The organism is Streptomyces sp. NBC_00691, from assembly GCF_036226665.1.
Taxonomy (GTDB): Bacteria; Actinomycetota; Actinomycetes; order Streptomycetales; family Streptomycetaceae; genus Streptomyces.
Genome location: NZ_CP109007.1, coordinates 2,908,466 through 2,926,662 on the forward strand (window position 1 = coordinate 2,908,466; position 18,197 = coordinate 2,926,662).

Sequence of the window (18,197 nt, forward strand, 5' to 3'; positions counted from 1 at the left end):
GGGGCGGGATGCCGAACGGCACGTACCCGCTGGCGCGGCGGACGGCGCAGCGCTTCCGGGGCTGGGGCGGGGTGGCCGCGATGGCCGTGGCCTGCGGGCTCACCGCCTCGCTCACCCTGCTCCCGCTGGCCCACAGCGGCGACGCGGCGGCCGTGCCCGGCATCGCGGGCCCGGGGCCCGGCATCGGCACCGGGGTCCAGATCAAGGCGGACACCTGCGACAAGCCCTGGGCGTCGCTCACCCCCTCGACGGAGGACGGCCCGACGATCGAGGCGATCAGGAAGCGCGGGAAGCTCGTCGTCGGCGTCGACCAGTCCAGCTACCGCTGGGGCTACCGCAACCCGGAGACGCGCGCGCTCGAAGGCTTCGACATCGATCTGGCGCGGGCCGTCGCCAAGGACATCCTGGGCAGTCCGGACGCCGTCATCTTCCGGGCGATCCCCACGAACCAGCGGATCGCCGCCCTCGACAGCGGCAAGGTCGACCTCGTCGTGCGCACCATGACGATCAACTGCAAGCGGATCCAGCAGGTCGCCTTCTCCACCGCCTACTTCCAGGCCGGTCAGCAGGTCCTCGCGCCCAAGCTGGCCACGGACATCACCGGCTACGACACCTCGCTCAAGGGCAAGCGGGTCTGCACCGCCGAGGGGTCCACCGCCTACGAGGCCCTGGAGGAGAAGTCCTTCGGCGCGCTCTTCAAGGACGAGGCCGACGGCACCAAGGACGACAAGGACCTGCTGACCGTGCCCAACCAGCTGGACTGCCTGGCCAGGCTCCAGATGGGCGAGGTCGACGCCGTCGTCACCGACAACGCCTTGGCGGCCGGGCAGGCCGCCCAGGACCCGGCGGTCGAGCTCAAGGGCACCCCCTTCACCACCGAGTACTACGGCGTGGCCGCCAAGCTCGGCAACGACGACCTGGTCCGCCGGGTCAACCAGGTCCTCGTGGGCTACCGCCAGGGCCCCTGGCAGCAGGCGTACAAGCACTGGCTGGAGAAGGACCTGCCCGGGATAACCGGGCCGCCCGCTCCCCTGTACAAGTAGCGCCGGGCAGCCCCCGCACGACCAGCCCCGTACACGGAGAGGAAGAGGTGATCGATGGGCGTCACGGAACCCCCCGGTCCGGTGATGGACCGGGACGAGGTGGACCGTGCGCTGGCGCGCCTCGGAGCCGAGCACAAGGCGGTCGAGGACTCGCTCCTCGCACTCCAGGACCACGCGGGCCGCAGGCTGCTCGAAGGGGCGGAGCTGACCGGCACGACCCGGGACCGCTGGGTGGCGACCGAGCGGACCATCACCCTGCTCTGGACCTGCTTCGACGTGTACACCCGCGCCCTGCGGGACGCCCGTGAGGTGCGCGACCGGCGCCGCTGGCCCGGCCGTGAGGAGCTCGTCGAGCTGACCGACCGGCTGCGCGGCGAGAGCGTCCATGTGGCGGGCGGGGCGGGTGAACAGGGTCTGCTCACCGAGCGGTTCACCCTGGAGGGCCTGGTCCGGCGGATGAACGGGCTCTACGCGTCCTCGCTGGACGTGGTGGTGACCGCCGACGCGGTCTGGTCGGCGCTGCCCGCCCGGATAGACCTCCTCGCCGCCGAGCTGGGGCGGACGCGCTCGCTCGCCCACTCGGTCGGCGTGCGGCCCGGGGAGCACCCGGCGGGCGACGAGCTGGAGGACATCACCACCGAGCTGACCGCGCTGCGTTCCCAGGTCGTCACCGACCCGCTGGCCTTCTGGCGGCCGGCGGCGGGGAGTTCGGCGCCCGGCGGCGGCCGCCCCGACACCGGGCGGTACGACCGGGCGGCGCTGGCCCTGGAGGACATCCGGCGGGAGATCGAGGCGGTGCTCGCGGTCCGGCAGGACTCCGAGGACCGGCTGCTCCGGCTGCGGGACGTGCTGTCGCGGGCGGACCGTACGCTCGCCGAGGCGCGGGCCGCGCGCGGCGAGGTCCTGGCGAAGATCGCCGCCTCCGAGGTGCCGGCCGTGAGCGGGCCGCCGATCGTGCTGCAGGAGCGGCTCGTGGTGGCCGCCGAGTACCGCAGGCACGCCCAGTGGCACCGGCTCTCCCCGCTCCTGGAGTCCCTGGAGCGGGACGCGGAGGACGAACTGCTGCGGGCCCGGGAGTCGCTGACCGCGGTCACGGCCCCGCTCGCGGTCCGGGCCGAGCTGCGCGGCAGGCTCGACGCGTACAAGGCGAAGGTGGCGCGGCTCGGCGCGGCGGAGGACCCGCTGCTCGTGGAGCGGTACGACGCGGCCCGCCGGATGCTGTGGAGCGCGCCCTGCGATCTGCGGGTCGCGGAACAGGCCGTCCTGCGCTACCAGCAGGCGGCGGCGGACGTACTGTCCGGCCCGAGAGACGCGGGAGGACGACAGTGGTGAGCGGGGAACAGTGGTGAGCGGCGGGGAGACGGGCGTGGGGAGCTGTCAGCGTCCTTCGTGCGAGGGTTCGTACGAGGACATGGGAGGCGGCGAGCTGTACTGCGACACCTGCGGCCTCGCCCCGGTGGTCGCGGCCGGCGGGCTGATCGGTTCGACGCCCACGGGCGTGGCGGTGCCGGGACGAGGCACGGGCGTCGGCTCCGGCGTGGGCGGACCGGACTCCAGCTCCTCGCGGAGCAGTTCGCGGGCGTCCTCACGGGCCTCGTCGCGCTCCTCGACCTCGCGCCGTTCGGTCTCGGGGCGGCTCTCGCGCTCGCTCTCCGGGGCCTCCACGTCCCGCTCGGTGTCGGTGCGCAGTTCCGGTACGTCGACGGGCCAGTCCGCGCGCAACCGGCTGGGCGCCGGTCTGGTGTCGATCCCCGAGGTGCCGCGTCCCGACCCGCGGGGTGCGGTCATGGAGAACCCCGAGGTTCCCGAGCGGAAGCGTTTCTGCTCCCGTTCGGACTGCGGTGCTCCCGTGGGCCGTTCGCGCGGGGAGCGGCCGGGCCGTACGGAGGGCTTCTGCACCAAGTGCGGGCACCCGTACTCCTTCGTGCCGAAGCTGCGCGGCGGCGACATCGTCCACGGCCAGTACGAGGTCGCGGGCTGTCTCGCGCACGGCGGCCTGGGCTGGATCTACCTCGCCGTCGACCGGGCCGTCTCCGACCGGTGGGTCGTCCTCAAGGGCCTCCTCGACACCGGCGACCAGGACGCCATGGCCGCCGCGATCTCCGAGCGCCGCTTCCTCGCCGAGATCGAGCACTCCAACATCGTCCGCATCTACAACTTCGTCGAGCACCTCGACCAGCGGACCGGCTCCCTGGACGGCTACATCGTCATGGAGTACGTCGGCGGCAAGTCCCTCAAGGAGATCGCCAACGACCGGCGCACCCCGGACGGCCGCCGCGACCCGCTGCCGGTCGAACAGGCCTGCGCGTACGGGATCGAGGCCCTGGAGGCACTCGGCCATCTGCACAGCCGCAACCTGCTCTACTGCGACTTCAAGGTCGACAACGCCATTCAGTCCGAGGACCAGCTCAAGCTCATCGACATGGGCGCCGTCCGGCGGATGGACGACGACGAGTCCGCGATCTACGGCACGGTCGGCTACCAGGCGCCGGAGGTGGCCGAGGTCGGGCCGTCGGTGGCGAGCGACCTGTACACGGTGGCGCGCACCCTCGCGGTGATGACCTTCGACTTCCAGGGCTACACGAACGTCTTCGTGGACTCGCTGCCCGACCCGGACAACATCGCGGTCTTCCGCACGTACGAGTCGTTCTACCGCTTCCTGGTCCGCGCCACCGACCCGGACCCGGCACGCCGGTTCGCCTCCGCGCAGGAGATGGCGGAGCAGCTGACGGGTGTGCTGCGGGAGGTCGTGGCGCTCCAGTCGGGGCGGCCGCGGCCCGCGCTGTCGACGCTGTTCGGCACCGAGGTACGGGTCACGGACACGGCCCTGTTCGCCGAACTGACGGAGGACGTGTCGCAGCTCGGGTCCCGCCGGGGGCGCAAGCAGCCCGCGCTGCCCGCCGGGACCGCGGCCGGGGTGCCCGCCGGGACGGGGGCCGGGGTCGCGGGCGTCGCTCCTGGGCTCGCGGGGCTGCTCGCCCCGCTCGACACGCCCGCCACCGCGCTCGCGCTGCCCGTCCCGCGCGTCGACACGGGCGACCCCAACGCCGGCTTCCTCGCCGGTCTCGCCGCCGCCGCGCCCGGCGAACTCCTCGCCGCGCTGCAGGCGGCGCCCGCGCCCTCCGCCGAGCTGCGGCTGCGGACGCTGCGGGCCGAGCTGGAGCTGGGCGACCTGCCGTCCGCGGTCCGGACCCTGGCCGGTCTGGAGGAGCGCGACCCGGACGACTGGCGGGTCGTCTGGTACCGGGGCGTCGCCTCCCTGGTGACCGGCGACCACCAGCACGCGGCGCTCGCCTTCGACGCGGTCTACGACGCCTTCCCCGGCGAGCCCTCGCCGAAGCTGGCCCTCGGGATCTGTGCCGAGGTACTGGGCCAGCTGGACAACGCCGCCGAGTACTACCGCCTGGTGTGGGCCACCGACCCGAGCTTCGTCAGCGCGGCCTTCGGACTCGCCCGGGTGCAGCTCGCGGCCGGGGACCGGATCGGAGCCGTACAGACGCTGGAGTCCGTGCCGGAGGCCTCGATCCACTACACGGCGGCCCGGGTCGCGACCGTGCGGGCGCGGCTGCGTCGGCGCCCCGCGTGGGAGCCGCTCGCCGCCGATCTGACGGCGGCCGCCGCGCAGGTCTCGGCACTCCAGGGCTTCGGTCTGGACGCCGTGCGCCGGGAGCAGTTGTCGACGGAGGTCCTCGGGACCGCCCTCGACTGGGTACTCTCCGGGAGTCCCGGTGCGGAACCGGGCGGCGGCGCGCTGCTGCTCGGGAGTGAACTGGACGAGCGCGGACTGCGCTTCGGCCTCGAACGCTCGTACCGGGTGCTGGCCCGGCTCGCCCAGCGGGGCGAGGAGAGGATCGAACTGGTGGAGCGGGCCAACCGTTTCCGCCCCCGGACGTGGGTGTGAGGATGTCCCAGAAGCCGAAGCCGTCGCACGGCCTCACCGTCTGCCCGGACTGCGCGGAGCCGCTGGAGTCGGGTGACCGGTTCTGCGGGGCGTGCGGTCACGACCTGACGGCCGTGCCGGCCGCCGGGGTCGAGCCGGACCGCCCGACCGTGGCCATCGGCACCCCCGTGGCCTGGCCGGACGCCCCGCCCCGGGACCCCGGTTCGCTGTCGACCGCCACCCAGCACCCGGGCGACCTCCCGGGCACCGACTCGGGTGGCCACGACCTGCCCACCTTGGCGGTCCGCACGGACGGGCCGGTGCCGCCCGGCGCCGACCCCGCCGGGGAGACCACGGCCGGCAGCGGTGACTTCGAGCTGGCCGCGCCGGACCCGCGTGCTGCGGTACGGGTGGACCCGGCGCAGGCCGCGCCCGCACCCTCCCCCGCTCCGGCGGCGCAGGCTCCGGCCGCGCCCGCTCCGGCGGCGCAGGCTCCTGCACCGAACGCCGCCGCTCCCGGCTCCGCGCTGTGCGTGGCCTGCCGGGCCGGGCGGGTGGACACCGACGGCTACTGCGAGAACTGCGGGCACGCGCAGCCCCGCGAGCGCGACCACATGGAGCGGGAGCTCGACAGCGTCGCCGCCGTCTCCGACCGGGGGCTGCGCCATCACCGCAACGAGGACGCGTTCGCCGTGTCGGCGACCACGCTCCCGGACGGCTCCCCCGCCACGCTCGCGATCGTCTGCGACGGTGTGTCCTCGGCGACCCGGCCCGACGAGGCGTCCGCCGCGGCCGCCGAGGCGGCCGGTGCCTCGCTGCTCGCCGCGCTGCCCCGGGGCACGCACCCGCAGCAGGCGATGCACGAGGCGATCGTGGCCGCCGCCGAGGCCGTCAACTCCCTCGCGGAGGAGCCCGGCCAGGAAGGGGCCGAGCACGACCCCCACCGCCACCGCAACGCCCCCGCCTGCACGATCGTGGGCTCCGTCGTCGCCGACGGCCTGCTCGTCGTCGGCTGGGTCGGCGACAGCCGGGTCTACTGGGTGCCCGACGACCGGGGCACCCCGGCCGCGCGGCTCACCGAGGACGACTCGTGGGCCGCGCAGATGGTCGCGACGGGCCTGATGAACGAGGCGGAGGCGTACGCGGACGAGCGCGCCCACGCGATCACCGGCTGGCTGGGCGCCGACGCGTACGAACTGGAGCCGCACACGGCCGCGTTCAAGCCCGACCGGTCCGGCGTGGTCGTCGTCTGCACGGACGGACTGTGGAACTACGCGGAGGGCGCCGAGGACATGGCCAGAGTGGTCCCGCCCGACGCGTCCGACCGGCCGCTGCACAGTGCGCAGGTCCTCGTCGGGCATGCCCTGGACGGCGGAGGCCACGACAACATCACGGTCGCGCTCGTGCCGTTCACCGTCGCTCCCCCAGGGGCAGGATCCGCCTGAGCGGTCGCCGATCCCCTGTCCCGCCACCGATTGACCGTTGTTGCCCGAGGAGCCGTAAAGAATGGCGAACTTCTCCAAGTCGACCGTGCCGCAGTTCTCGGTGGACGTCTACCAGAACGAGTTCCTGCCCGAGGGCGGCCGGGACGTCAGCGCGATCGTCACGGTCACGTCGACCGGCGGCGGCACGACCGGCCGGCAGCAGCTCGTCCCCGGGGGCGGCGGCACCGCCGGTGTCGTGATCATGGTCGACTGCTCCGGCTCGATGGACTACCCCGCCACCAAGATGCGCGGCGCCCGTGAGGCGACCGCCGCCGCCGTCGACACCCTGCGCGACGGCACGGCCTTCGCCGTCGTCGCCGGTACGCACGTGGCGAAGGAGGTCTACCCGGGGAACGGCGGGCTCGCCGTCGCCGACGCCAGGACCCGTGCCGAGGCCAAGGAGTCACTGCGCCGGCTGAGCGCGGGCGGCGGCACGGCCATCGGCACCTGGCTGCGGCTCGCGGACCGGCTGCTCTCCAGCACCGGGCTCACCATCCGCCACGGCATCCTGCTCACCGACGGCCGCAACGAGCACGAGTCGCCGGAGGAGCTGCGGGCCGCGCTCGACGCCTGCGCCGGCCGCTTCACCTGCGACGCGCGGGGGGTGGGCACCGACTGGGAGGTCAAGGAGGTCACCGGGATCGCCTCGGCGCTCCTCGGCTCCGCCGACATCGTCGCCGACCCGGCCGCCCTCGCCGCCGACTTCACCTCGATGATGGGGCAGGCGATGGGCAAGGGCGTGGCGGACGTCGCGCTGCGGCTGTGGACCCCGGTCGGGGTGGAGATCGCCTATGTGAAGCAGGTGGCTCCGACGGTCGAGGACCTGACCGGCCGACGAACGGAGGCCGGACCGCGCGCCGGGGACTACCCCACGGGCTCCTGGGGCGACGAGTCCCGCGACTACCACGTGAGCGTGCGGGTCCCGCAGGCCGCCATCGGCCAGGAGATGCTGGCGGCCCGGGTCTCCCTGATCGCGCCGGACCCGCTGGGCGGCGATCCGAAGCCGCTGTCCCAAGGACTGGTACGGGCGGTGTGGACCGACGACCTGGCGATGTCCACGTCGATCAACCCCCAGGTCGCCCACTACACGGGCCAGGCGGAGCTCGCGGACGTCATCCAGCAGGGGTTGGATGCCCGCAAATCGGGCGATCACGACGGCGCGACGGCGAAACTGGGCCGCGCCGTGCAGCTCGCGGCAGCCTCCGGCAACGCGGATACGGCGAAACTGCTTTCGAAGGTGGTCGACGTCGTCGATGTGGCGACCGGTACTGTGCGTTTGAAGGCGAAGGTCGCGGAAGCGGACGAGATGACACTCGAGACCCGCTCCACCAAGACCGTTCGCGTCAAGAGGTAGCCCGGCCACGGGCCGGACGACGAGAGGGGGAAGCACCGACATGCCGACCTGCCCGAACGGACACCAGTCGGTCTCCGACGACTGGTGCGAGGTCTGCGGCCATCGCATGGCCGGGGCGGGTGCGCCGACGGGTGCCGTACCGCCGCCTCCCCCGCCGCCGCCCCCCGCGTACGGATATCCGGGCCCCGGTGGCCCCGGTGGCTACGACGCACCCGGTGCTCCCGGCGGCTTCGGCCCCGGTGGCGACCCGAACGCCACGGCCCAGGCGGAGCTCTGCCCGCAGTGCCGGACGCCGCGCGAGCACATGGCGCCGTTCTGCGAGGAGTGCCGCTGGAACTTCCTCACCAACACGGCGACCTCGTACACGCCGGTGGCCCCGCAGAACGTACCGTCCGCGCAACGGCCGGCGGGCCCGCCGCCCGGTCTGAACCTGCCGCCGGGCTTCCAGTCCACGCCGCCGCCCCCGCCGGGACCGCAGCAGGCTCCGCCGGGCCAGCCGGGTCCACAGGGTCCGCACGGCCAGCAGGGGCCGCCGCCGGGGCACGACCCGTTCGGTTACCAGGGCTCGCGGCCCTCGCAGGTGAACCGCCCGGCCGAGCCGCTGGGCGGCGACCCCACGCACCACCAGGCCCCGCCGCAGCGCCCGCCGGCGCAGCAGCCGCCCGGCCAGGGCGGTCAGGGCGACCCCTTCGGTCCGCCCGGCCAGCAGCCCCCCGCGCCGCCCGCCTACCTCCAGGCCCCCTCCGCTCCGGCCCAGGCCCCGGCGCCGCCCGCGCCGCCGCAGCCGCGCGCGGACGACGACTGGGTGCTCTCGCCGCCGTCGCAGCACCAGGCGCCGCCGCAGCCCCCGCAGCACCAGGGACCTCCGCAGCCTCCGCAGCACCAGGGTCCCCCGCCGCACATGGCACCCCCGCCGCCGCCACAGCAGCAGCAGTTCCAGGCTCCTCCGCAGCAGCAGTACCAGCCGCCGCGGCAGCCCCTGTCCTGGACCGCGGTCATCGGTCCGGACCGCGAGTACTTCATGGCGATGATGCAGCGCAGCGGCCCTGAGGCCGGCGGGCTGAACCTGCCCGCGTACTCGCCGGACAAGCACCTGCCGCTCCAGGGCAACCAGATCTCCATCGGCCGTCGCCGGCACTCCACCGGCGAGTCCCCTGACATCGACCTGGCGGTACCGCCGGAGGACCCGGGCGTCTCGCACCAGCACGCCGTGCTCGTGCAGCAGCCCGACGGCTCGTGGGCGGTGGTGGACCAGAACTCCACCAACGGCACCACGATCAACGGCGGCGAGGAGCCGATCCAGCCCTACGTCCCCGTCCAGCTCCAGGACGGCGACCGGGTGCACGTCGGCGCCTGGACGACCATCACGATCCGGGTGGGCTGAGTCCCTCCCGGACCAGAGGCCAGGCGTACGGCCCTCCGGGGCCGTCCAGCCACGCCCACTGCCGCTCGCCGCTGACCGTCACACCGAAGCGCTCCCGCTCCGGCCGCCCCTCGCGCAGCCAGAGCGAGAGCGCTTCGTTCCTGTCCAGGACCTGGTCCACCAGCCCCCAGAAGAAGTGGAAGCGCTCGTCCCCGGCCGGGCCGTGGCGCGGGACCCGTCCGGCGACGCCCCGCAACGCCACGAAGTACGCCGAGGTCGCGAGGAACCGTCCCTCCGCGTGGGTGGCGTCGTGCACCCGCAGCAGCAGGAGCCCGGTGGAGAGCGGGGCGAGCACCAGGGCGCCGGGCCTGCACTGGGTGAGCCAGGGGTACGGGACCGCGGGCAGCGCGCAGGTCGCCACGATCCGGTCGAAGGGGGCCCGCTCCGGGCAGCCCCGGGCACCGTCGGTGGCGATCACGGCGGGCCGGTACCCGGCGGCGGCCAGATGGGTCCGGGCCGACTCGGCGATCTCCTCGTCCAGGTCGACGGTGGTGACGTGCTCCGCGCCGAGGCGGTGGCAGAGCAGCGCGGCGTGGTAGCCGGTCCCGGCGCCGATCTCCAGGACGTCGCTCCCCTCGCGGACGTCGAGGGCGTCCAGCATCAGGGCCATCAGGGAGGGCTGGCTGGCGGAGGAGACCAGTTCCCCGTCCCGTACCCGGGTGGCGATCGCGGTGTCCGCGTAGGCCCCGCTCAGCCAGCGGGCCCGCCGCTCGGGCTCGGGGTCGCCGGACCAGAGCCGCTCGTAGCCGCCGGCGCCGGGGACGTAGTAGTAGGGCACGAAGAGGTGGCGCGGGACCTCGGCGAAGGCCTGCCGCCAGTGGGCGTCGGCCGGTACGCCCTCGGTCTCGATCTCCCGCACGAGCGCCCGTCGCGCCCGCGCGCCGGCCTCGGCGAACTCGTCCCGCCGCTCACCCATGCCTCCACTGTCCCGCCGCCCGGGGGCCCCGGCGAGCGGTCCTGGACCCCACGTCCTAGGACCGGGCATCTGAGACGATGGAACGGTGAACGAGATTCCCGGGGAAGCAGTGCAGGAGCAGACCTTCTACGAGCAGGTCGGCGGCGAGGAGACCTTCCGCCGTCTGGTCCGCCGTTTCTACGAGGGCGTCGCGGAGGACCCGCTGCTCCGGCCGATGTACCCCGAGGAGGACTTGGGCCCGGCCGAGGAGCGTCTCACGCTCTTCCTCATCCAGTACTGGGGCGGCCCCCGCACCTACAGCGACCACCGCGGCCACCCCCGGCTGCGGATGCGCCACGCTCCGTTCACCGTGGACCAGGCGGCCCACGACGCGTGGCTCCGGCACATGCGCGCGGCCCTGGACGACCTCGCCCTGGCCCCGGAGTACGAGGCCGAACTGTGGCGCTACATGACGTACGCGGCGGCCTCGATGGTGAACACGGCCGGCTGACGGCCGCCCTGGCCCCCGGCCGACGGCCCCCTTCCGCCCGCCCGTCGGCGCCCCCTCTCCGCCTCCGCGCGGCCCCGTCGGCGCTCCCGTCACCGCCCCCGCTCCCTCCCGTCCCCCTCGCCCCCCCACGGACGGACACATTCCGGAGCCGGAACCCCGAATAACGGTCACGATCGGATCAAGGTCGGCCCGCAAGCGGTTTCCAGCGGCACATGCACTCTGAAAGCATCCGAGAGAAGTTTCGGGAGCGTTCGGCACATGTTCGACGTGCGCACCGTGATCAGGGTGGCCAGGGGGATGGGTGACGGGGTTCGTATTTCTGCGCGTCAGGGCACACCGGCTGCTGCTCGCCGCGGCACTGCTCGCCGTGCTCCTGACGACCTCGGTGCTCGCCACCCTCGCCTCGTTCTCCGGGGCGATCGGGGACGCCGCGCTCCAGGCGGGGCTGCGGGGGCGCTCCGCCGCCGCAGCCTCACTGCTCGTGAGCGGGCAGGTGCCCGCCGCCAAGCGGGCGGGGGCCGAGGAGGCCGTGCAGGAGGGGATGCGGAAGACCTTCGACGGACTGCCCGTGACCGTACGGCGGCTGGAGCGCTCGGGGCCGTACGCGCTGCCCCGCGACCTGCAGCCGCCCGCCGCCCGTAAGGGCGACCCCGACCTGACGCACTTCGCCGCGCTCGACCGCTCGCGGCTCTCCCTCGTCAAGGGCGCCTGGCCCTCGGCCGCCCGCACGGCCGGGGTCGTCGAGACGGCGCTGCCCGAGGAGGCCGCGCGGCGGCTGAAGGTCGCTCCCGGGGCCGTGCTCGACCTCGTCGACCGGGTCGACGAGCGGAAGGTGAAGGCCCGGGTCACCGGCGTCTACCGGCCCACCGACACCGGCGACCTGTACTGGCAGCTGGACCCGGCCGGAGGCCGCGGCGTGCGGACGGTCGCCTTCACCACCTACGGGCCGCTGCTCGTCGACCCGGCCGTCATGGCCTCCGGCGCGCTGACCACCGGCGAGACGGCCTGGCTCGGCTCCGCCGACTTCACCGGCTTCACCACCGACCGCATCGACACCCTGCACGCCACCGCGACCGAGGGCCCGAAGGCGCTGGCCGGAGCCACCGACCGGTTCGGTACGACGATCACCGCGTCCACCGCGCTCCCCACCGTCCTGGAGCAGACCCAGCGGTCCCTGCTCGTCTCCCGCTCCACCCTGCTGATCGTCGCCGTCCAGCTGATCATCCTGGCCGCGTACGCGCTGCTGCTCGTCGCCCGGCTGCTCAGCACCGAGCGGTCCGGGGAGACCGCCCTGCTGCGGGCCCGCGGTGGTTCGCGGCGCCGGATCGCCGGTCTCGCCGCCGCCGAGGCCCTGCTGCTCGCCCTGCCCGCCGCGCTCGCGGCCCCCCTCCTCTCCGGACCGCTGACCCGGCTCTTCGCCGAGCGGTCCGCGCTCTCCTCCCTCGGCGTGGAACTCGACACGGCCCCGTCGCTCCAGGTGTGGCTGGTGGCAGCAGCCGTCGCCCTGTGCTGCGCCGCCGCCGTCGTCGCGCCCGCGCTGGCAGCAGGGGACGGTTCCGCCGTCACCCTGCGCAAGGGCCGCTCGGCCGCGCTGCCCGGGCCCGTACGGGCCGGCGCCGACCTCGGTCTGCTCGCCGTCGCCGCCGTCGCCTACTGGCAGTTGCAGCGGCCCGCCGCCGCGGGCGGCACGCTCGGCGCGGACGGGGACGGCGCCGGCTCCATCGACCCGGTCCTGGTCGCCGCGCCCGCCCTCGCCCTGCTCGCCGGAACCGTCCTGACGCTGCGTCTGCTGCCGCCCGCCGCCAAGCTGGCCGAGCGGCGCGCGGCGGGCGGCCGCGGTCTCTCCGCCGCCCTCGCCGGCTGGCAGTTCAGCCGCCGGCCGCTGCGCGGCGCGGGACCGGTCCTGCTGCTCGTCCTCGCCGTGGCGATGGGCATGCTGGCCATCGGGCAGAGCGGCTCGTGGGAGCGTTCGCAGCGCGACCAGGCCGACTTCCGCGTCGGCGCGGCCGTCCGCGTCCTCAGCGCGGGACCCGGCGAGCCCACCCAGACCGAGCAGCTCGGCGCCGTCCCCGGCGTCCGCGCCGTGGCTCCGGTGCACCGGACCACCATGGACCTGGCCGGGAAGAACGCGACCGTCCTGGCCGTGGACACCCGCAACGCCGCCGCCGGCATGCTGCTCCGCCCCGACCTCGCCGACGTCCCCGTCCGCTCCCTCCTCTCCCCGCTCGCCCCCGCGGCGACCACCCGCCCCGGGCTCCCGCTGCCCGTCGGCACCCGGACGCTCACCGCCGACCTGCGGCTCGCCGAGCCGACGGTCGCGGCCCGGGTCACGGCGGTCCTGGAGGACCCGAACGGCGTCCCGTACCGCCGGGCCATGGGACCGCTGCCCGCCGACGGCCGGACGCACCGGCTGACCCTGGACGTCGGCGCCATGACCGCGGGCCCCGGCGGCACCGCGGGCGACCGCGGCTCCGCCGGCCTGCTCACCCTCATCGGTCTGGAGTTCGCCGGGGAGATCATCGACGGCGCCGACGGCCCGCAGACCCTCGGCGTGGAGCGGCTCGGGGTCGTCGGCGCGGACGGCGGGGAGAAGGTCCACGACCCCGCGAAGGTACTCGGTTCCTGGACGCACTCCTTCGAGCAGACCAAGCAGGGCGACGCCCAGAGCCCCGTCCCCACCTCCGGTGTGCCCGGTGCCGCCGGCCCGGGCGGCCGCCCCGTCCCGTACCTGCTCACGTTCGCCGTCTCCGGCACCCCCGTGAGTGACGTGTTCTGGGCGACGGAGGAGTTCGTCGTACGGATGAAGGCTCCCGGGCCCAAGCCGCCGAGCCGCCTCTCGGCCGTGGCCACCAGGACCTTCATGACGGCGGCCGGTGCCGGTCCCGGCGACCGGATCGAGGTCTCCCTCGGCGGTCGCCGCGTCGACGTCGTCGTCGACCGGGTCGTCGACGAACTGCCCACCACCGGACCGGGCGCGCAGGCGGCGGCCACCGGCAGCCCGGCCATCACCCCCGAGGACGGCGGGACGATCCTCCTGGACCTGGCCTCCGTCAACCAGTTCCTCTCCACCGACGAGGCCTCGACCGTGTCGGCCACCGAGTGGTGGCTGACCGTCGACCCCGGCCGGGCCGACGAGGTCGCCGCCGCCCTGCGCGCCCGGCCCAACGCCGACCCCACCCAGGTCCTCGTCCGGGACGAGGTCGCCGCCGAGCTGCTCGGCGACCCGCTCGGGGCCGGTCCCAACGCCGCCCTGATGGCGGTCGCGGCCGCCGCCGCGGCGCTCGCCGCCGTCGGCTTCGCCGTCGGCTCGGCCGGCGCCATGCGGGAACGGTCCGCCGAGTTCGGCGTCCTGCGGGCGCTCGGCGCGCCCCGCCGCCGGCTCGCCCGGCTGATCGCCGCCGAACAGGGGCTCCTCATCGGCATCGGCCTGCTCATCGGCATCGGGCTCGGGGCCGTCCTGGCCCGGGCCGTCGTCCCGCTCGTCGTCCTGACCGGCCAGGCCGCCCGGCCCGTACCGCCGGTCCTGGTCGAACTGCCCCTGAGTCAGGTGGCGCTGCTGCTCGCCGGCGTCGCCGCGCTGCCGCTCGCCATGGTCGCCGCGATCGCCCTGCGGCGCACCGACCCGGCCGTGACCCTGCGCCACCAGGGGGAGAACTGATGTCCGGCACGGAGGGACAGAACCCCGGCCCGCCCCCGCCGGGCGGGACACCCGACGACACCACCGCCGCGCCGGACGCCGCCCCGGCGACCCCCGCGGCGCCCGACGCCGCATCCGACGCCGTCCGCAGGAAGGCTCCCGACATGCCCCGGTCCCGGTCGTCCCGGTCCCCCCGGTCCGAGAGGCCCGCCCGCGCCGTGGCGCCCTGGGTACGGACCCGGCTGCGGACCGCGCCCTGGGCCGCGGCCTCCCTCGCCGCCCTCGTCCTCGTCACCGCCTACCTCGCGGCCGCCCTGCCGCGCGCCATGGACGCGTACGAGTCCGAGGGACTCCGGCACGACATCCGGACCGCCGCACCCCGCGACAGCGTCCTCGAACTGACCGCCGAACCGCCGGGCCTCGAACTCCCGCTGTCCGCGCGCCGGGCGGGCCTGGCCCCCGCGGAGCTGACGAGACAGCGCGACGAGGTCCGCTCCCTGCTGCCGTCGCTGCTCCGCACCGACCCCGACCAGACCGTCCACGGCGTCCGTACCGTCAAGCGCGTCGAGGGGCTCGACCCGTGGCTGCCCCGGCCCGACGGCCTCTCACCCGAGTTCGTCGTCTCCTCCCCGTCCGGCCTGACCGGCCACACCACCCTGCGGCAGGGGCGGCCCGCCGCGGGCACGGCCGACCGCCCGGAAGCGGTGGTGACCACCGCCACGGCGAAGGCGCTGAGCCTCCGGCCCGGCTCCGTCGTGCACGTACCGGGCCGGGTCAGCGCGGCGCCGATCGCCCTGACCGTGACCGGCGTCGTGGACCCGCGCGACCCCGCGGGCGCGTACTGGTCCGTGGAACCGCTGCTGCGCACCCCGGCCCTCGCCCCGATCGTGGGCGACGAGGTCAAGTACTACTGGCAAGGGGCGCTGCTGCTCTCCCCCACCTCCGCGCCCGCGCTGCTCTCCACCACCGGAGAGCCGGAGGTCTACTTCCGGTACCTGCCCACCGCCGACCACCTCACGGGACGGGACGCCGACGCGCTGAGCGCCGCGCTCGCCTCGGCGGCCGGCGGCCCCGATCTGGTCCGGCTGCGCGAGGTCGTGGGCCCCACCGGCGCCCTGACCACGGGGCTCGACTCGATCGTCGACGGGTACCGCTCGATGCGCGAGGCGATCAATCCGGTGGTGGCCGTCGCCGTCTTCGGGATCGGCGCCGTCGCGGCGGTCGTCCTCGCCATGACCGGCGGTCTGTTCGTCGCCCGCAGGGACAGCGAACTCTCCCTGCTGCGCTCCCGCGGCGCCTCGCTCACCGGCATCGGGCTGCGGCTCCTCGGCGAGACCTCGGCGGTCGCCGTCCCGGCCGCGGCGCTCGCGCTGGGCCTCGCGGTGGCGACGGTACGCGGACCCGACGGCGGGTCCGGCGGCATCCCCCTGCTCCCCTCGCTCCTCGCCACCTGCGCCGTCGCCCTGCTCGCGATGCTCGTCCTGCCGCTGCGGGCCGTCGTCCTGCACCGGCGCCCGCGGCTGCACGGCGGGCGGGACGACCTGCTCACCGCACGCCCCTCGCGGCGCCGTACGGTCCTCGAACTCACCCTGCTCGTACTGGCCGTGGGCGCGGTCGCCTCGCTGCGGCTCCGCGGCACCGGCGACTCCGCGGATCCGCTGGTCAGCGCCGCGCCGGTGCTCGTCGGCCTGATCGCCGCCATGCTGCTCGTACGGATCTATCCCCTGCCGCTGCGGTGGGCGGCCCGGCCGGCCCGCCGACTGCGCGGAGCCGTCGGGCCGCTGGCCCTGGCCCGCGCCGGACGCTCGTCCTCGACGGGCATGCTCCCGCTGCTCGCGCTGGTGCTCGCGCTGACCACGGCGGCCTTCGGCGGCTCCGTCCTGGCCGGTGTCGCCGACGCCCGCGACCGGGCCGCGCTCCTGGCGACCGGCGCGGACGCCCGGATCGACGGCTCGGTCGAGTGGACCCCCCTGCCGGCCGGCCTCCCCGAGGCGGTGCGCGGTACGGCGGGGGTGCGGGACGTGACCCCGCTGCAGGTCGAGTACGGGGTGTCACTGCCGTCCTACCAGGGCACCTCCGCCCAGCCGATGAGCTCGGCGCTGGTCGGCGTCGAACCGGACTCGTACACCCGGCTCGCGCAGCGGACCGGCTTCGGCCCGTTCCCCGCGGCGCTCCTCGCCTCCACGGGCAAGGGCGGCAAGGAGGTCGCCGCGGACACGGAGCGCGTGCTGCCCGCGATCGCGTCACCCTCGGTCGCCGCGCGGCTCGGCAGCGCGCCACAGGAGATCGTGTCGGCGGCCGGGGTCTTCCGGGTGAAGGTCGTCGCCGTACGGCCGGCCACCCCGGCCCTGCAGGGCGCCGACTTCCTCCTCGTCAACGCGGCCGACCTCACCCACCGGACGGCCACGGCCCTGCTCGTCACGGGGCCGGAGGACGGCGCCGCGCTGCGGGCCACGGTGAAGGCGAGGTCCACCGGATTCCTGGTGTCCATGCGGGCCGAGGAACGGGCCGGCTACGTGGACTCTCCGCTCCAGTCGGGCGCCGAGCGGATGTATCTGGGCGCGATCGGCGCGGGCGCCGCGTTCGCCGTGGTGGCCGTGCTGCTCTCCCTGATGCAGAGCGCGCCGGAGCGGACCACGCTCCTCGCCCGGCTGCGCACGATGGGCCTGACCCGCACGCAGGGACGGCGGCTGCTCGGCCTGGAGGCGCTGCCTCAGGCGATCCTCGCGGCGATCGGCGGCACACTCGTCGGCTGGGCGACGGTGCCGCTGCTCGCGCCCGGCATCGATCTCTTCCGGCTCGCGCTCGCGACGACACCGGGGTTCGCCCCGCTGGACAGCGCGCCGCTGCGGGCCGACCCGTGGTCACTGGTGGTGCCCGCGGTCGCGGTCGTCCTGATCACGGCGGTGGCCGCGGCGGGACAGGCCTGGTGGGCTGGACGCAGGGGCTCGATCAAGGAACTCAGGGCAGGAGACGCACGATGACGAAGACCGACACGTCGATCCGGGCCGGCGCGGCCGGGTCCGCCTCCGACCCCACCACCCCGGAGGAGCTGGAGCGGAAGGCGACCGCGCGGCGCGACCGGCCCTCGTACGGCCATGACGCGCTCATCGCCTGCGACCGCCTCGTCCGGATCTTCACCACGGACGGGGTGGAGGTGCAGGCCCTCCAGGGGCTCGACCTCCTCGTGAAGGAGGGCGAGTTGATGGCCCTGGTCGGCGCCTCCGGCTCCGGCAAGTCGACGCTCATGAACATCCTCGCGGGCCTGGACGTGCCGACCGCCGGAGCGGCCCGGGTCGCGGGGGCCGATCTGCTCGCGATGGACGGCAAGGCGCGGCTGCGCTACCGCCGCGAGGTCGTCGGCTTCGTCTGGCAGCAGACCGCCCGCAATCTGCTCCCCTATCTGACGGCGGCCCAGAACGTGGCGCTGCCGATGCAGTTGAAGGGCCGGTCGAAGCAGAAGGCGGAGCGCGCCGAGGAGCTGCTCGCCATGCTGGGCATCGCGGACGCCCGCGACCGGCGGCCGCACCAGCTCTCCGGCGGTCAGCAGCAGCGGGTGGCCATCGCGGTCGCCCTGGCCAACAACCCGGCCGTGCTCCTCGCCGACGAACCCACGGGCGAGCTGGACTCCGCCACCGGCGAGCAGGTCTTCGCGGCCTTCCGCCGCGCCAACGAGGAGCTGGGCACGACGATCGTGATCGTCACCCACGACCAGGCGGTCGCCTCCGAGGTCCGCCGCACGGTCGCCATCCGCGACGGCCGCACCTCCTCGGAGGTCCTGCGCCGCACGGAGGTCGACGAGCAGGGCAAGGAGTCCCTGGTGGCCCGGGAGTACGCGATGCTCGACCGCGCGGGCCGGCTCCAGCTCCCGGCGGACTACACCCAGGCGCTCGGCATGGAGCACCGGGTGGCCCTGGAGCTGGAGCAGGACCACATCGGGGTGTGGCCCGACGACGCGGACGGCTGAGCA

The 18,197-nt window shown here is 75.1% G+C and carries 11 protein-coding genes; 10 read left to right on the top strand and 1 reads right to left on the bottom strand.

Annotation, left to right across the window (positions count from 1 at the left end):
• Window positions 1-8: 8 nt before the first annotated feature.
• The 6 genes from OG392_RS13125 to OG392_RS13150 all read left to right on the top strand — a co-directional run bounded on the left by OG392_RS13125 (window position 9) and on the right by OG392_RS13150 (window position 9,145).
• The gene (locus OG392_RS13125) at window positions 9-1,043 is read left to right on the top strand and encodes a glutamate ABC transporter substrate-binding protein (protein ID WP_329278849.1); all 1,035 of its coding nucleotides are present in this window, start codon (window positions 9-11) and stop codon (window positions 1,041-1,043) included.
• Between the two features lie 54 nt (window positions 1,044-1,097).
• The gene (locus tag OG392_RS13130; RefSeq protein ID WP_329278852.1) at window positions 1,098-2,375 is read left to right on the top strand and encodes a hypothetical protein; all 1,278 of its coding nucleotides are present in this window, start codon (window positions 1,098-1,100) and stop codon (window positions 2,373-2,375) included.
• Window positions 2,376-2,454: 79 nt separating this feature from the next.
• Window positions 2,455-4,944 carry a serine/threonine-protein kinase gene (locus tag OG392_RS13135; protein WP_329287240.1) on the top strand — a complete coding sequence of 830 codons (2,490 nt, stop codon included), beginning with the start codon at window positions 2,455-2,457 and terminating at the stop codon, window positions 4,942-4,944.
• Window positions 4,941-6,368 (top strand): PP2C family serine/threonine-protein phosphatase, encoded by a 1,428-nt coding sequence (locus OG392_RS13140; RefSeq protein ID WP_443054767.1) that lies wholly within the window; start codon window positions 4,941-4,943, stop codon window positions 6,366-6,368. The genes OG392_RS13135 and OG392_RS13140 overlap by 4 nt, the downstream gene beginning before the upstream one ends.
• A gap of 61 nt (window positions 6,369-6,429) precedes the next feature.
• Window positions 6,430-7,761, top strand: a complete 1,332-nt coding sequence (locus OG392_RS13145) for a vWA domain-containing protein (RefSeq protein WP_329278855.1) — start codon at window positions 6,430-6,432, stop codon at window positions 7,759-7,761.
• Between the two features lie 40 nt (window positions 7,762-7,801).
• Window positions 7,802-9,145 (top strand): FHA domain-containing protein, encoded by a 1,344-nt coding sequence (locus OG392_RS13150; RefSeq protein ID WP_329278857.1) that lies wholly within the window; start codon window positions 7,802-7,804, stop codon window positions 9,143-9,145.
• On the opposite strand, the gene OG392_RS13155 is transcribed toward OG392_RS13150, so the two are convergent.
• Window positions 9,126-10,100 (bottom strand): methyltransferase domain-containing protein, encoded by a 975-nt coding sequence (locus tag OG392_RS13155; RefSeq protein WP_329278859.1) that lies wholly within the window; start codon window positions 10,098-10,100, stop codon window positions 9,126-9,128. The two genes, OG392_RS13150 and OG392_RS13155, sit on opposite strands and share 20 nt — an antisense overlap.
• An 85-nt stretch (window positions 10,101-10,185) precedes the next feature.
• On the opposite strand from OG392_RS13155, the gene OG392_RS13160 reads away from it, so the two are divergent.
• The 4 genes from OG392_RS13160 (at window position 10,186) to OG392_RS13175 (ending at window position 18,194) form a co-directional block, all read left to right on the top strand.
• Window positions 10,186-10,590 carry a globin gene (locus tag OG392_RS13160; protein ID WP_329278861.1) on the top strand — a complete coding sequence of 135 codons (405 nt, stop codon included), beginning with the start codon at window positions 10,186-10,188 and terminating at the stop codon, window positions 10,588-10,590.
• A 301-nt stretch (window positions 10,591-10,891) separates the two neighbouring features.
• Complete coding sequence (locus tag OG392_RS13165) at window positions 10,892-14,248, top strand: FtsX-like permease family protein (protein WP_329278863.1); 3,357 nt, start codon at window positions 10,892-10,894, stop codon at window positions 14,246-14,248.
• A gap of 143 nt (window positions 14,249-14,391) precedes the next feature.
• Window positions 14,392-17,211, top strand: a complete 2,820-nt coding sequence (locus tag OG392_RS13170) for an FtsX-like permease family protein (RefSeq protein WP_329287242.1) — start codon at window positions 14,392-14,394, stop codon at window positions 17,209-17,211.
• On the top strand, window positions 17,208-18,194 hold the full coding sequence (locus OG392_RS13175; RefSeq protein WP_329278864.1) for an ABC transporter ATP-binding protein: 987 nt from the start codon (window positions 17,208-17,210) through the stop codon (window positions 18,192-18,194). The genes OG392_RS13170 and OG392_RS13175 overlap by 4 nt, the downstream gene beginning before the upstream one ends.
• The last annotated feature ends 3 nt before the right edge of the window (window positions 18,195-18,197 follow it).